A 13,597-nucleotide genomic window follows, 5' to 3' on the forward strand; every position below is an offset into this window, starting at 1 on the left:
CCCCGCCGTGCCGGAGGCGGCCCGCCGGGCGCCGGGGCCCGGGAGTGGCTCGGGCGGCTCGGGTTCCGGGCGTTACGTGGTCCTGCTCATCACGTGCTTGATCCGGGAGTAGGAGTCCAGCGCGTGGATCGACAGGTCCTTGCCGTATCCGGAGTGCTTGAAGCCGCCGTGCGGCATTTCGGTCGCGTACACGCCGTGGCAGTTGATCCACACCGTGCCCGCGTCGATGCGCCGGGCCAGTCGGGCGCCCGTCGCCGCGTCACGGCTCCACACGGATGCCGCCAGGCCGAAGGGCACGTCGTTGGCCAGCCGGATCGCGTCGTCCTCGTCGGTGAACGGCTGGACGGTGAGAACCGGGCCGAAGACTTCGTGCTGCACGATCGCGTCGTCCTGGCGCACCCCGGTCACCACGGTCGGCGGGAAGAAGAAGCCGGGCCCGGGGGTCGGGGTGCCTCCGGTGACCACGGTGGCGTGCTCGGGCAGACCCTCCAGGTAGGCGGCGACCCGGGACAGGTGCGCCCGGCTGTTCAGCGGGCCGACCTCGGTCCGGGCCGCGCGTTCGGCCAGCAGCGCGACCAGTCGATCGTGCACCTCGGCGGCGACCAGTACTCGGCATGCGGCGGTGCAGTCCTGGCCCGCGTTGTAGAAGGCGGCTTCCGCGATGCCCTCGGCCGCCTCGGCCAAGTCGGCGTCGGCGAGCACGATCGCGGGTGCGTCGCCGCCCAGTTCCAGGTGGAGCCGTTTGATGCCGGCGAGACCGGCCGCGGTGGTGACCTCGGCGCCCGCACGGGTGCTTCCGGTGAGGGAGACCAGGGCCGTCAGCGGGTCGACGACCAGGGCCCGGCCGGTGTCGCGGTCCCCGCAGACCACGTTGACCACGCCGGGCGGCAGCACCTGGTTGCAGATCTCGCCGAGCAGGAGGGTGCTCATGGGGGTGGTTTCCGCGGGCTTGAGCACGACGGTGTTCCCCGCGGCCAGTGCCGGTGCGAGCTTGTCGACCGCCGATCCCAGCGGGTGGTTCCACGGCGTGATCAGCGCGCAGACTCCCACCGGTTCGCGGGCCACCTGCGAGGAGTATCCGCGCACGTACTCCCCGGCCGTCGGCCCCGGGACGCCGCGCGCCGCGCCGGCCATGAAGCGCAGCACGTCCACGGCGGCGGGGATCTCCTCCTCCAGCACCTCCGCGTGGTCCTTGCCCGTGTTGCGGCACTCGGCGGCGGCCAGTTCCGGCGCCTGCTCGACGATCGCGTCGGCCAGGGCCAAGAGCACGTCCTGCCGCTCCCCCGGGGTGACGGACCGCCAGGTCTCGAACGCGATGGCGGCCGCGCGGACCGCGTCGGTCGATTCCGTGGACGACGCGGTGGGCATGCGGTGGTAGACCTCGCCGGTGCGCGGGTCGACAACGTCCTGGTGGATCACAGGGTCTCCTCGATGAAGGCGGCCACCCGCTCGCCGACCACCGTGGTCGGCAGGGCGGGGGTACTACGGGGGATGTCGGGGAAGATGGAGGCGTCGGCGACATGGAGGCCCTCAAGCCCGTGCACCCTGCCGGTGTGGTCGACGACGGCCGACGGATCGTCGGCCGGCCCCATCCGGCAACTGCCCGCCGGATGCCAGTAGTGCTGGTGCTTCGCCTTGATCCAGTCGTGGATGTCGCCTTCGGGGGTGAGCAGCGCCGGGCCCAGGTAGGGGGACAGGTGCAACTCCCTTGTCCAGTCCAGGCCGTGGGCGAGGGCCTGGACATCCTCCGGCCGGGTCAGGTAGGCGTGGTCGACCCGGGCGAGGGCGTACGGGTCGGCCGAGCGCAGTCGTACCGAGCCCCGGGACCGGGGCCGCAGCAGCGCGACCGGCACGACGCAGCGCCAGCCGTGCTCCGTCGTCGCGTCGCGCTCGGTCCAGGGGTAGACGTGCAGGTCGTAGGGGGCGTCGCCGGCGTAGGGCGAGCGGAGCTTGGCCAGGGCCTGTTCGTCCGGCAACATCCGGGCCCGGGCGAACCGGGCCAGGTCGGCGGCAAGTTCCGCCGATCCGGCGAACTCGAGCTGAACCGACGGATGATCGTGCAGGTTCTCGCCCACTCCCGGGAGGTCGTGCCGCACCTCGACGCCGACCTCGGCGAGGTGGGCGGCCGGACCGATGCCGGAACGCAGCAGTACCTCGGGGCTGCCGTAGGCACCGGCGCCGAGCACCACGAGGTCGGCGCGGATCCGGTGCCGGCGGCCGTCGTGGATGACGTCCACCGCCACCGCCCGGCCGTTGTCCAGCACGATGCGATCGGCCTGCACGCCGCCGATCACGGTGAGGTTGCCCTGTTCGCGAACGGGATCGAGGTAGCCGAAGGCCGTGTTGACGCGCACGCCGTCGGGGGTGATGTTGACCGGTGCGCAGCCGATGCCGAGCCCGCCGGCGAGGTCGTCGAAGTCGTCGCGCACGGGCAGGCCGAGCGCCGCGCCCGCCGCGATGAAGTGTTGCTGGAACGGTTGGATCTCGTCCTGCCGATAGGTCCGCAACCGCATGGCCGCGGCGGCCCGGTCGAAGAACGGTCGCAGGGAGGCCGAGTCCCAGCCGGGGGAGCCGGCCGCCGCCCACGCGTCGTAGTCGCCGGCCCATCCGCTGCTTTGTGTACAGCCGTTGTGGGTCGAGCAGCCCCCGATCGCCCGGCAGCGCTCGAAGGCGTGCCGAGGTCCGCGATAGCCCCAGTCGTGCGAGGTCGGCAGGGTGGTGGCGTCCAGCAGGTCGGCGGGCCAGGCGGCGCGGTCAGGCCCGTAGTCGGGGCCCGCCTCCAGGACGAGCACCCGATGCCTGTGGGCGAGGCGGCCGGCGACGACGCAGCCCGCCGTACCGCCGCCCAGGACGATGATTTCGGCGTGGTCGGGGAACTTCAACGGTGGCTCCTCAGCCGGGGAGGGTGGACGTGGCGGGGGAAGCGGACGAGGGCGCGGCGGCGGCGAGGGTGCGGCGATGGCGCGCGCCGAGGGCGTGGAGGAGGCAACCGAGGCCGACAATGAGCACGATCGGGACGAGTTGCGTGGCGGTGTAGGCCGCTCGGTGCCCCTCGAAGCCGGCGGGCAGGTAGTCGGCCGGGTCGCCCGAGGTGCCGAACCACCCGACGCCCAGTCCCGGCCAGATCAGGGCGACCACGGTGAACGACATCGTGCCGACGGTCAGGGCGGTCGCCGTCCGGGCACCCGCGCGACCGCCGGGGACCCGGTAGGGGCGGTGTACGTCGGGGTACTTGCGGCGCAGCACCAGGAAGGAGGAGAACGTCAGCAGGTAGGAGATCGCGGTTGCCGAGATCGCCAGGCCGATGCCGGCGGTGAAGTACTTCTGCGCGTCGCCGTCGCTGAGGCCGATCGCGGCCAGCATCACCACGGCGGCGATCGCGGTGGACAGCAGATTGACCCGCGTCGGAGTGCCGCGTCGGGCGGAGATCGTGCCCAGCCACTGCGGTCCGGCGCCGTCCGCGCAGGCCACCGCCTGGGCCCGGCTCAGGCCCATGGCCCACGCGGTGCCACTGGTGAGCAGGCCGACGATCAGGCCGGCCGCCGCCACTTTGGCGAGTGCGGCGCCGGCGCCGGTGAGTACGACGGTGCCGTCGTCGGCGACGTGGCCGCCGTACACGGTGAACACCGCACGGCAGGCGTCGATGAATCCGGTCAGCGAACCGAGTTGGTCGCGGGGCAGCACCAGCAGGGTGCCCAGGATCGGGACGCCGTACAGCACGAGGGAGAGCAGGCCGCCGCGCAACAGCGCCGCGGGTACGTCCCGTTTGGGGTCGGCCATCTCGCCGGCGGCCGCGCTGGGTACCTCGAAACCCATGTAGTTGAAGGCGATGACCGGGGCGAGCGCGACCAGACCCAGATAGGTGGGGGTGTAGTCGCCGGGCGACAGCGGCTGCACGCCGTTGCGCAGCGCGAAGACGGTCAGTGAGACGACGAAGAAGCCCAGGAGCACGATCCGGGCGACCGCTCCGGCCACCAGGACCCAGCGGCCGACCACGACGGACGCGTGCACGGCGAGACCGGCCGCCCCGACGAAGAGCGCGCCGGCCAGGTACTGCCAGGCGCCCGGCAGCGGGTGGAAGAAGCTCTCGAACGTGGCGATCGCCGTCACGCACAGCGAGCCGCCGATCCAGACCGGGTTGGAGATCCAGTAGAAGACCTGGTTGAGGCCGGCGGTGAAGCGGCCGAAGGCCAGTTTGGTCCAGACGTAGGGTCCGCCCTCGTCCGGGAAGGCGGACCCGAGTTCGGCGATCAGGAGTCCGTAGGGCGCGAAGAACAGCAGCCCGAGCACGGCCAGCCAGGTCAGTCCCTCGGGGCCGTTCGCGGCCACCGAGCCCAGGGTGTCCAGGCCGACGATCGCGCACAACAGCATGGCCAGCACGTGGAAGCGCCGCAGCACGCGGCGGGATTGGGGTGGGTCGGCCGTCGTCATGCGGCCTCCTTCGTGGTGGGGTGCCGCAATCATGGAGAGTCGCGTTCACAATCGTCAATGACTCATGCGTAAATTGATCGCGCTAGGGTGGTGCGGTGACCACGACCTTCGACAAGGGCCTCGCCCTCCTGCACGCGGTCCTCGCCGCGGAACAGGGCTCGGCCGGCTACCCGGGCAATGTCCGACTCGCCGAACTGATCGGCGTCGACGCGGCCCAGGCGTCCCGCATGCTCAAGGACCTGGCCGCGCTGGACCTCGTCGAGCGCGACGAGCAAGGACGCGGCTGGCGCATCGGCCCCGCCTTCTTCGCACTGGCCGAGGCGGCGGCCGACCGACCCCTGCTGGTCGCCGCCCGACCGCCGCTGCGGGGTCTGGTGGCGCGCTGGCACGAGCCGGCCTGGCTCTCGGTGCCGTCCCAGGGCATGGTGCTCACGGTGGAGAGCCAGCTCAGCCACTGGTCGTCGTACGTTGCGGCGGCGCCCGGGGCCCTGACGCCGATCTGGTGTACCGGGCCGGGGCGGGCGTTGTTGCTCGATCACTCCGAGCAGGAACTCGCCGCTTTGCTCGGTGGCGTCGAATTCGTCGGCGGCGGCCCGCGGGCGGCTCGCGACATCGCCACGCTGGCCGGCTACAACGCGACCGCCCGGGCGGCGGGAGTGGTGATCGCGGACCGCGAATTCGAGCACGACGTGGTGGACTTCTCGGCCGCCGTACGGGACGAGTCCGACACGATCGTGGCCGCGCTGAGTCTCGCCGTGCCGCGCTTCAGGCTGGCCGGCCGGTCCGCCGAGATCGCGGCATCGGTGCGCGCGGCGGCCGCCGCGCTGGAGGTCAGGGCTGCGGCCGGCCGAGCAGCGTAGAGAGCCGATCGGCCAGATCCCGGATCACCGCGCCGTGCCGTTCCGCCAGCGGGGCCAGCCGGGCCGAGGGTCCCTCGGTGTGCAGCGCGCAGACGACCTCGCCGGAGAAGTCCCGCACCGGGGCGGCGACGGCGAACACGCCCGGCTCCGACTCCCCGTCCACGACCGCGTAGCCACGCTCGCGGGCCGCGATCAACCGTGCCTCGAACTCGGCCACTCCGCTCGGCGCCGCGGGTCCGTGGGCGATGAACTCGGTGTCGGCGAACACGATCTCCAGTTCCTCGCGGCTGCAGTCCCACAGCAGCGCCTGACCCGCGTCGTCGCAGTACAGCGGATACGAACGGCCCACCCACGACAGGCCCGAGGGCACCTCCTCCAGGAAGGCCACCGAGCCGTCCCCGCGCACCTCGGCCAGGAACGCACTCGCCCCGGTCGCCGCCACCGCCTCACGCAGGATCGCCGGCCCCTCGGCGCGCAGCCGCGCCCCGACCGCGCGGGTCGCCTGGCTGTAGAGCTGCCAACTCAGCGCATAGGCAAGCGTGTCGGGATCCCGAGTGAGCACACTCGCCGCCTCCAGGCTGTGCAGCGTGCGGGACACCTGGACCCGGTTGCGTCCCAACCGCTCGGCGATCTCCGTCGACGTCGCCGGACCCCCGCCGGCGGCCACGGCAAGCAGCACGTCCAGCCCACGGCCCAGACTCCTGACGGCTCCGGTATTCACCCGGCGATGATATCGACACCCGGGCAGCCCCATCCGAACCCTCGACATCGACCTCGGCGAGAGCCACCGGGCACCGACCACGCGGCGCGCCGGCCGCCGGTGTGGCCGGACACCGGCAGGGCCGGACCGGCGACCGGTGGCGGATCCAAGCGATCCGCACCGACATGCCGGCCGCGGCACGCACTTCGACCGTCCCACCGCGTCCGTCGCCGGGCCGCTCGGGTGTGCGCGGTCGGGACGACCCGGGCCGGAAAGGCGTACGTGTCTCGAACGCGCCGCGTGGACGTGGTCCTGTCGGGCGGGTGTCGCGCCCTGCGGTTCACTGCGCCCGCAGTGCCTTCTTGTCGACCTTGCCGAGAGCGGTGAGCGGCAGTGTCTCGCGCAGGCTGATGTGTTTGGGCGTCCAGACGCCGCCCTTGGCCCGGCGTACGTGGTCGGCGAGTTCGCCGGCGGAGACGTCGTGGCCGGGATGCAGCACGACGGCGGCGGCGACCGCCTCGCCCCAGTGCGGGTCGGGTTCTCCGTAGACGGCGCAGTAGGCGACGGCCGGGTGCTCGGCGAGGACGTCCTCGACCTCGCGCGGGTAGACGTTGAATCCGCCGGTGATGATCACGTCCTTGAGGCGATCGACGATGGTCAGCCGGCCCGACGGGTCGGCTCGGGCGATGTCGCCGGTGTGCAGCCACCCGTCGCGAAGCGCCGCGCGCGTCTGGTCGGGTTTGTTCCAGTAGCCGTCCATGACCAGCGGGCCGCGTACGCAGATCTCGCCCGGTTCGCCGGCCGCGACCGGGTGGCCCTCGGGGTCGAGCAGCACGATCTCGGTTCCCGGGATCGGGCGTCCGCACGAGGCCAGGACGGCGAGGTCGTCGTCGCGATGCTCGTCGGGGTCGAGCACGGTCAGCGCGTTGGGCGCCTCGGCCTGGCCGTAGTGCTGGCTGAGGATCGGCCCGAACCGGTCCCGGGCCTGGAGCAATCGGGTCGGGCTGGTGGGCGCGGCGCCGTAGAGGATCCAGGCCAGGGCGGACAGGTCGGCGGTCCGGGTACGCGGGTGGTCGAGGAGCGTGTAGAGCATGGTGGGCACCACGAACGTGGTGTTGACGCCCTCGTGCTCGATGGCGTCCAGGACGCGGTCCGGGTCGAACCCGGGATGGATCACGAAGGTCGCGCCGCGCAGCAGTCCGGGGGCGATCAGCAGGCCGGCGGCGTGCGACATGGGCGTGGTGACGAGGAAGGTGGTGCGCTCGGGCCAGGCCCACGTGGTACCGGCCCAGGCGTTGGCGGTGAGGGAACGGTCGCCGAGGACGACGCCTTTGGGTTCGCCGGTGGTGCCGCCGGTGTAGAAGAGGTAGCGGGCGGGTCCGCGTGGGTCTCGGGGTGTGGGGACGATGTGCTCGGCCAGGTCGGCGAGTTCGGACAGGGTCAGGACCCTGGTGCCGGCGCTCGCCGCGGCGGCGCGGTCGGCGAATCGGGTGTCGTCGACGACGAGCAGGTCGGCGCCGCTGTCGCGGAGCACGTACGCGTCGTTCTCGCTGCTGCCGAGCGGGTGCAGCGCGGTGAACCGGACGCCCGCCAGGCACGCGGCGACCATGACGGTGAACGCCTCGGGTCGGGGTCCGGTGAGCAGGGCCACCGCGCGGTCGGGGGCCGGCCCGTGCCGCCCCAGGACGGCGGCGACGCGTTCGATGCGGTCGGCGGCGGCACGGTAGGTGAGCGTGTGCCGCCGACCGTCCTCGTGCCACCGGAACGCCTCGCGGTCGGGGTGGCGACGCAGCGCGGACAACACCAGTCGGGCATAGCCGGCGTCGTGGTGCACGGCGTCGAAGCCGTCGGGTGTGGTGGTCATCGGGTGCCTCCCAGGATGGTGACGGCGGCGACGGCTTCCTCGATGCCGTACAGTCCGCCGCCGTTCTCCGCGACGGCGATCCGGGCGCGGGGGACCTGGCGGGGGCCGGCCTCGCCGCGCAGTTGGGTGACCAGTTCGAAGATCTGCGCGAGGCCGGTGGCCGATACCGGGTGTCCGCGCGATTCCAGGCCGCCGGACGGGTTGATCGGCAGGTGGCCGCCGAGCGCGCCGGCGCCGGACGACGACCAGGGGCCGCCGGCGCCGATGGCGCAGAAGCCGAGGTTCTCGACTTGTTGGATCTCGCCGAACGCGGTGGCGTCGTGGACTTCGGCGACGTCGACGTCCCGGGGTCCCAGGCCCGCCTGTTCGTATGCGGCGAGGGCGGCGCGGCGGCCGATGTGCTGCTCGACCAGGTCGGCGGCGCGCTCGCTCCCGGAGACGAGGGCACTGGCCAGGACGCGGACGGCTCGCGCGTTGCCGCTGGTCCGGGCCCGCGCGGCGGCGGCGCGCGTCACCACGACGGCGGCTGCCCCGTCGCTGACGGGCGAGCACATCGGCACGGTGAGCGGCCGGGCCACCTCGCGTGCGGCGAGGACCTGGTCGACGGTGAAGGACTTGCGGAACTGCGCGCGGGGGTTGTGCACGGAGTGCGCGTGGTTCTTGGCGGCGACGGCGGCCAACTGTTCGCGGGTGGTGCCGAAGCGGCGCATGTGGGCGCGGGCCAGGCAGGCGTAGATGTCCATGAACACCGACCGCTCGCCGGCGCCGGGGGCCGCTTCGGTGCCCGACGGCGTGTCCTCCGGGGCCAGGGCGCGCAGTCCGGCGAGCGTCTCCTCGCGGCGGTGCACGTCCAAGGCGCCGTCGAAGACGGCCAGTCCGCGTGCCGCGTCGGCGCACACCAGTTTGTCGACGCCGACGGCCAGGGCCGTGTCGGACATGCCGGCGCGTACGTGCGCGATGGCCAGCCACAGGGCGGTGGCCCCGCCGGCGCAGGCGTTCTCGACGTTGATCACCGGGGCCCGGTCCAGGCCCAGCGGGCGCAGGGCCACCTGGCCGGGGATCATGTGTTGTCCCTCGAGTGCCTTCTGGCTGACGTTGGCGTAGAAGACGGCGCCGATCTCGTGGCGGGCGACACCCGCGTCGCCCAGTGCGTCGGTGACGGCCGATCCGGCGAGTTCGGCGGCGGTGCGGTCGACGTGCCGACCGAACGGGGTGCAGCCGACGCCGGTGATCAGCACGTCGTCGGTGCCTGCGGACGCGGTCACGCGTTCACCACCGTGTTGCGCAGGACGCCGATGTCGGAGACCTCCAGTTCGACGGTGTCGCCGGGTTCCAGGAATCGGCCGTGTTCGATCCCGCAGCCGGTGGGCACCGTTCCCGAGCACAACACCTCCCCCGGGTACAGCCGGGTGGAGGTGGAGGCGAACGCGATCATGTCGGCGAAGGTGTGATCCATGTCGGCGCTGGTGCCCCGGCTGACCTCGGTGCCGTTGATCCGGGCCACCATGGACAGCCGGTAGGGGTCGGTCAGTTCGTCGGCGGTGACGATCCAGGGACCGAGCACGTTCGCGTCGGTGAAGTCCTTGGATTTGCTCAGGCCCAGTCCGGTGGCCATCTCCTCGCGTTGGGTGTCGCGCGCGGTGAAGTCGTTGAAGATGGTGTAGCCGAAGATGTGTTCGGCGGCCCGCTCGCGGGGGATGTCCGTGCCGCCGCGACCCAGGACGCAGGCGAACTCCAGTTCGTAGTCGCGCACCGTCGAGTACGCGGGCCAGCGCACCTCGTTCTCGTGGCCGGCGATCGCGAGGCGGTTGGCGATGTAGTACAGCGGGCGCTCCTGTTGCACCCGGGACAGTTCGACGCTGTGTACGGGCACGCCCTCGATCCGGGCTCGGGCGTTGCGGAAGTGGTCCATGAAGCCGCCGAAGTCGCGGATCTGCGGCGGGTTCGGCAGCGGCGAGCGCCAGCGAACGTGGGCCATGTCGACGACGGCCGCCTCGGGCGGGTCGGCGAGGACGCGGTCGATGGCCTCCCGGGCGCGGTCGCCGCCCTCGATGACGTCCAGGACCGAACGCAGCAACGGCGCGGTGTTTGCGGGCAGGACGTAGCCGGCGCGGTCCAGGAGGACGAGGCGTTGTCCGTCCTCCAGCACCACGGCCGCGTGGTCGGTCGCGTCGTAGGCGACGGTGGCGAGTTTCACGATGGGCCTCCTGGCGAAAGGGTCGGGGTCACACGAACGCGACGACGCGGGCGGGGGCGGCACTGGCCCGAGCCAGCTTCAGCGGGAAGAACGCCACCTTGAATCGGGCCGAGGGCAGGGCGGCCAGATTGGTGAGTTGCTGGACGATGAAGACCTCGCGTTCGCGGCCGGCCCGGTGCCCGTCCCACAGCACCGCGTTGTCGCCGCTCTCGCGGAAGGCGTGCGCCATCACGCCGAACGGCAGGTCCCAGCCGGCGGCGTCCGACCCGAGGACCTTGGCGCCCAGGTCGGCTAGGAACAGGGTTCCCTCGCGGCTCATCCCCGGGTAGCGGAAGAACTCCGGGTCGCCCGGCCCGAAGCCCTCCTGGCCGGTGCGCAACAGCACCGCTCCGCCCGGGGGCACCTCGGCGCCGGTGTCCTCGACGGCCGCGCGCAGCGCCGCGACCGGGATCGCGGTGTTCGGCCGGCAGCGGTCGCGCAGGTCGAGCACGATCGCCTCGCACCACAGTTCGTCCAGGGCGATGTCGGTGATGGTGCGCGCGGGGCGACCCTCGCACGTCGAGCCGTAGTGCAGCGGCGCGTCGACGTGCGTGCCCAGGTGGGAGCTGAAGTCGGCGAGGGTTTCCGAGCCCCATCCCTCGCCGTCCGGCAGGTCCTCGATCCGGCACCCCAGGGCCCGGGCGAATTCCTGCCGGCCGTCACCGGCCGGGTGCGCGTACGTCACCTCCGGCGCCACCACCCCCGCCAGCGCGCGCAGTTCCTCCGGTAGCCGGTCGCGGTCGGCCGGATCCAGCGTTCTGGTGAGATCGATCAACTGCATGGCGACGACACCTGCCTTTCGTTGGACACCCAACATAAACTTGGACGCTCAACACAGCAAGTGTCGGCCGGCAGGTGATCGACGGGGCGATCCGGTTCGGTCAGCCCCGAGGCGCGGCTCCGCCCGGGGCAGTGGGCAGCGCCCGGGAGTAGATCGTCTCCACCGCCCGGACCGCCTCGGCCCGATCGACCGCCGCGGGATCCAGCCGATGCTGGAGGTTGATGCCCAGGCTCGTACCGAGCATCGCCACCGCCACCGCATCGGGGTCCAGGCCGTCCGTGACCGAGGGGGTCACCTCGCGCAGATAGTCCGCGTACATCCGGCGCAGCGCGACATACTGCGCGGCATACGCCCGTCCCACCGCGGACTCCCGACTCACCGCGTCCAGCAGCAACGTGGCGTAGATCCGGGCCTCGGGCCGCGACATCAACGCGAAGTTGGCCGCGGTCAGCGCCGCCGCGCCGGGCGGCCCCTCGGCGAGTCGGGCCTCGAGGAACTCGGTACCGCGGCGGAACGCCTCCTCCACCACGGCCACCAACAGGCCGTCCTTCGACCCGAAATGCCAGGCCACCGAGCCCCGACTGATCCCCGACCCGTTCGCCACCGCCTGGATCGACATGGCCGCGGCCCCGCCGTCCGCGACGAGCTCGAACGCGGCCTCCACCAGACGCCTGCGCGTCTCCTCCGAGATCTCCTGCTGACGCCTTGCCATCCCCGACTCCTCGTCGTGCCGATCCGTTCCGCCCGCGGACGGCCCCGTGGGCCCACGCAACGGACAGGCGTCCGCGAACCGGACGCATGTCCAACCCTACGAAGTCACGGGCCGCCGTCGATGCGCGCTCCCCACGCGTCCCACCCGGAGCCGGGCCGGGCCATTGTCGGCGCCTACGCGAAACCGCTCCCGCGAGGTCGTCGCGGGTCCTCGCTCGCACTGGGGCGCCGCACCGGGCGCGGCCGGCGAAGCCGGTGCTTGCTCCGGGTGGGGGGCGGCGTCCCGGGCGTACCGGGCCGGGGCGCATTCCGGATCCGGGCGTGCCGCCGACCCTCGGCTCCGCCCGGCCGACGGCGCCGTCCCGCCCCGCGTGGGGAAAGCCCGGGCAGTGCACGGACGTGTTCCGGCCGTCGGGACGGTCCGCTGTGCGGGGCGGGATCCGTTCATAGCCTTGCGGCCTTCCGTCCCGTGCGGGACGGGGAGACCGGAGGTACACATGGGCGACGAGACGCAGCACCTGGTCATCGTCGGAGGGAGCGCGGCCGGCATCTCCGCCGCGCTCGCCCTGCGCCGGCACGGCTTCGCCGGGCGCGTCACCGTCGTCGAGGCGGGCGACGAACTCCCCTATGAGCGACCGCCGTTGTCGAAGGCGTTGGCCGGCGGCGAGCACGCCTTCCTGCATGCGATCCTGCCCCGGCAGGCGTATGCCGAGCACCGCATCACCCTGCTGACGGGCACCCGCGTCCTGGCCCTGGACCCCGACCGTCGGGCCGTCGAACTGGACGACGGGCAGACGCTGTACGCCGATCGGGTGCTGCTGGCCACCGGCGTGCTCGCGCGCACCCTGTCGGTGCCGGGCGCCGAACTGCCCGGCGTACTGACCCTGCGGGACGTGCGCGACGCCCGAGCCCTCGCCGCCCGGCTGCGCGCCGGCGGGCCGGTGGTCGTGGTCGGCGGCGGCTTCATCGGCCTGGAGGTCGCCGCGGTCGCGCGCGAGGCGGGCCTGGACGTCACCGTGGTCGAGACGGGCGCCCGACCGTTGGCGGGTCCGCTCGGCCCGGTGTTGGCATCGCGGGTGACCGCGCTGCACGAGCGTGCCGGGGTGCGGCTGCTGACCTCGGTGTCGGTGACCGCGTTCACCGGCACGACCCACGTCACCGGGGTCCGGCTGACCGACGGACGGATGTTGCCGGCCGCGACCGTGGTGGTCGGGGTCGGGGTGCGGCCCGACACCGCGCTCGCCGAGGCCGCCGGCGTGCTCTGCGAGGACGGCATCGTCGTCGACCGGCACTGCCTCACCAGCGTGCCGTGGATCCTCGCCGCCGGCGACGCCACCAACCAGCCGCATCCGCACCTGCCCGCCCGGGGCCGGATCGAGCACTGGGACAACGCCGTGCAGCAGGGCGCGGTCGCCGGCGCCGTGCTCGCCGGTGTCCCGGAGAGCCACACCGCGCTGCCCTACTTCTACTCCGAACAGTACGGCCGGACCCTGCAGATGTACGGACGCCCGGCCCCCGGCGACGAGTTCGTCCTGCGCGTCGAGGTCACGAACGTGGTGGACCCGGTGGACCCGGCCGAGGCGGGCGGGGCGGCAGACGGCGGCTTCCTCGGCTTCTGGACCCGCGCGGGCGTGCTGATCGCCGCTGCCGGCCTGGACCGTCCGCGCGAACTGCGCGCCGCACGCGCGCTCATCGAACGTCGCCTGCCCGTGGACGCCGCCGCGCTGGCCTCCCCCACGACCGACCTGCGGGCCCTGGCCAAACCCTCAACCGCACCCGGCTCCTTGGCGGCCCGGCTCCGATCCCGCCCCGAGACCCGCCCACCCCACACGGCCGGCACGAGCATCGCGAGCAGCAAGGAAGTACCGTAACCCGGCAACCCCGAGGCGAAGGCCGCCCCGCCCGCGACACTGCGTCGTGGGCGGGGGGGGCCTGGCGGGCGCCCCGGGGCCCCCGGCCGGCAGTCGCGTGCGCCCACACCGGTGGCGGGGTGGGGCGGTGTGCGCGGGCCACA

Annotated in this window: 11 protein-coding genes; 2 read left to right on the plus strand and 9 right to left on the minus strand. The window is 73.1% G+C overall.

The window, feature by feature from the left end; all coding sequences use genetic code 11:
- Positions 1-72 precede the first annotated feature (72 nt).
- Genes ACFXMF_RS42325 through ACFXMF_RS42335 form a run of 3 tightly spaced genes read right to left on the minus strand, consistent with a single transcriptional unit; the run spans position 73 to position 4,431 of the window.
- Entirely contained in the window at positions 73-1,419 is a 1,347-nt protein-coding gene (locus tag ACFXMF_RS42325; protein WP_379991558.1) for an aldehyde dehydrogenase family protein, read from the minus strand.
- Positions 1,416-2,882 carry a GMC family oxidoreductase gene (locus ACFXMF_RS42330; protein ID WP_360322909.1) on the minus strand — a complete coding sequence of 489 codons (1,467 nt, stop codon included), beginning with the start codon at positions 2,880-2,882 and terminating at the stop codon, positions 1,416-1,418. Before ACFXMF_RS42330 ends, ACFXMF_RS42325 begins: the two co-directional genes overlap by 4 nt.
- 10 nt (positions 2,883-2,892) lie before the next feature.
- Entirely contained in the window at positions 2,893-4,431 is a 1,539-nt protein-coding gene (locus ACFXMF_RS42335; RefSeq protein ID WP_360322911.1) for an APC family permease, read from the minus strand.
- 95 nt (positions 4,432-4,526) lie between these two features.
- Here ACFXMF_RS42335 and ACFXMF_RS42340 point away from each other — a divergent pair, with 95 nt between their 5' ends.
- Entirely contained in the window at positions 4,527-5,291 is a 765-nt protein-coding gene (locus tag ACFXMF_RS42340; protein ID WP_379991559.1) for an IclR family transcriptional regulator, read from the plus strand.
- Here the strand turns inward: ACFXMF_RS42340 and ACFXMF_RS42345 are convergent.
- The 6 genes from ACFXMF_RS42345 to ACFXMF_RS42370 all read right to left on the minus strand — a co-directional run bounded on the left by ACFXMF_RS42345 (position 5,263) and on the right by ACFXMF_RS42370 (position 11,584).
- Positions 5,263-6,012: an IclR family transcriptional regulator gene (locus ACFXMF_RS42345; protein ID WP_360322915.1), complete on the minus strand. Its 750-nt coding sequence runs from the start codon at positions 6,010-6,012 to the stop codon at positions 5,263-5,265. The genes ACFXMF_RS42340 and ACFXMF_RS42345 overlap by 29 nt on opposite strands.
- Before the next feature lie 319 nt (positions 6,013-6,331).
- Positions 6,332-7,855 carry an AMP-binding protein gene (locus ACFXMF_RS42350; RefSeq protein WP_379991560.1) on the minus strand — a complete coding sequence of 508 codons (1,524 nt, stop codon included), beginning with the start codon at positions 7,853-7,855 and terminating at the stop codon, positions 6,332-6,334.
- Positions 7,852-9,120: a thiolase family protein gene (locus ACFXMF_RS42355; RefSeq protein ID WP_379991561.1), complete on the minus strand. Its 1,269-nt coding sequence runs from the start codon at positions 9,118-9,120 to the stop codon at positions 7,852-7,854. Before ACFXMF_RS42355 ends, ACFXMF_RS42350 begins: the two co-directional genes overlap by 4 nt.
- The gene (locus ACFXMF_RS42360) at positions 9,117-10,052 is read right to left on the minus strand and encodes a fumarylacetoacetate hydrolase family protein (RefSeq protein ID WP_379991562.1); all 936 of its coding nucleotides are present in this window, start codon (positions 10,050-10,052) and stop codon (positions 9,117-9,119) included. Before ACFXMF_RS42360 ends, ACFXMF_RS42355 begins: the two co-directional genes overlap by 4 nt.
- A gap of 28 nt (positions 10,053-10,080) precedes the next feature.
- Positions 10,081-10,872 (minus strand): cyclase family protein, encoded by a 792-nt coding sequence (locus ACFXMF_RS42365; protein WP_360322923.1) that lies wholly within the window; start codon positions 10,870-10,872, stop codon positions 10,081-10,083.
- 100 nt (positions 10,873-10,972) lie between these two features.
- Positions 10,973-11,584: a TetR/AcrR family transcriptional regulator gene (locus tag ACFXMF_RS42370; RefSeq protein ID WP_360322925.1), complete on the minus strand. Its 612-nt coding sequence runs from the start codon at positions 11,582-11,584 to the stop codon at positions 10,973-10,975.
- A gap of 496 nt (positions 11,585-12,080) precedes the next feature.
- On the opposite strand from ACFXMF_RS42370, the gene ACFXMF_RS42375 reads away from it, so the two are divergent.
- On the plus strand, positions 12,081-13,454 hold the full coding sequence (locus ACFXMF_RS42375; RefSeq protein WP_379991563.1) for an NAD(P)/FAD-dependent oxidoreductase: 1,374 nt from the start codon (positions 12,081-12,083) through the stop codon (positions 13,452-13,454).
- Positions 13,455-13,597: the final 143 nt, after the last annotated feature.

It is taken from the genome of Embleya sp. NPDC059213, assembly GCF_042754445.1.
GTDB lineage: Bacteria > Actinomycetota > Actinomycetes > Streptomycetales > Streptomycetaceae > Embleya.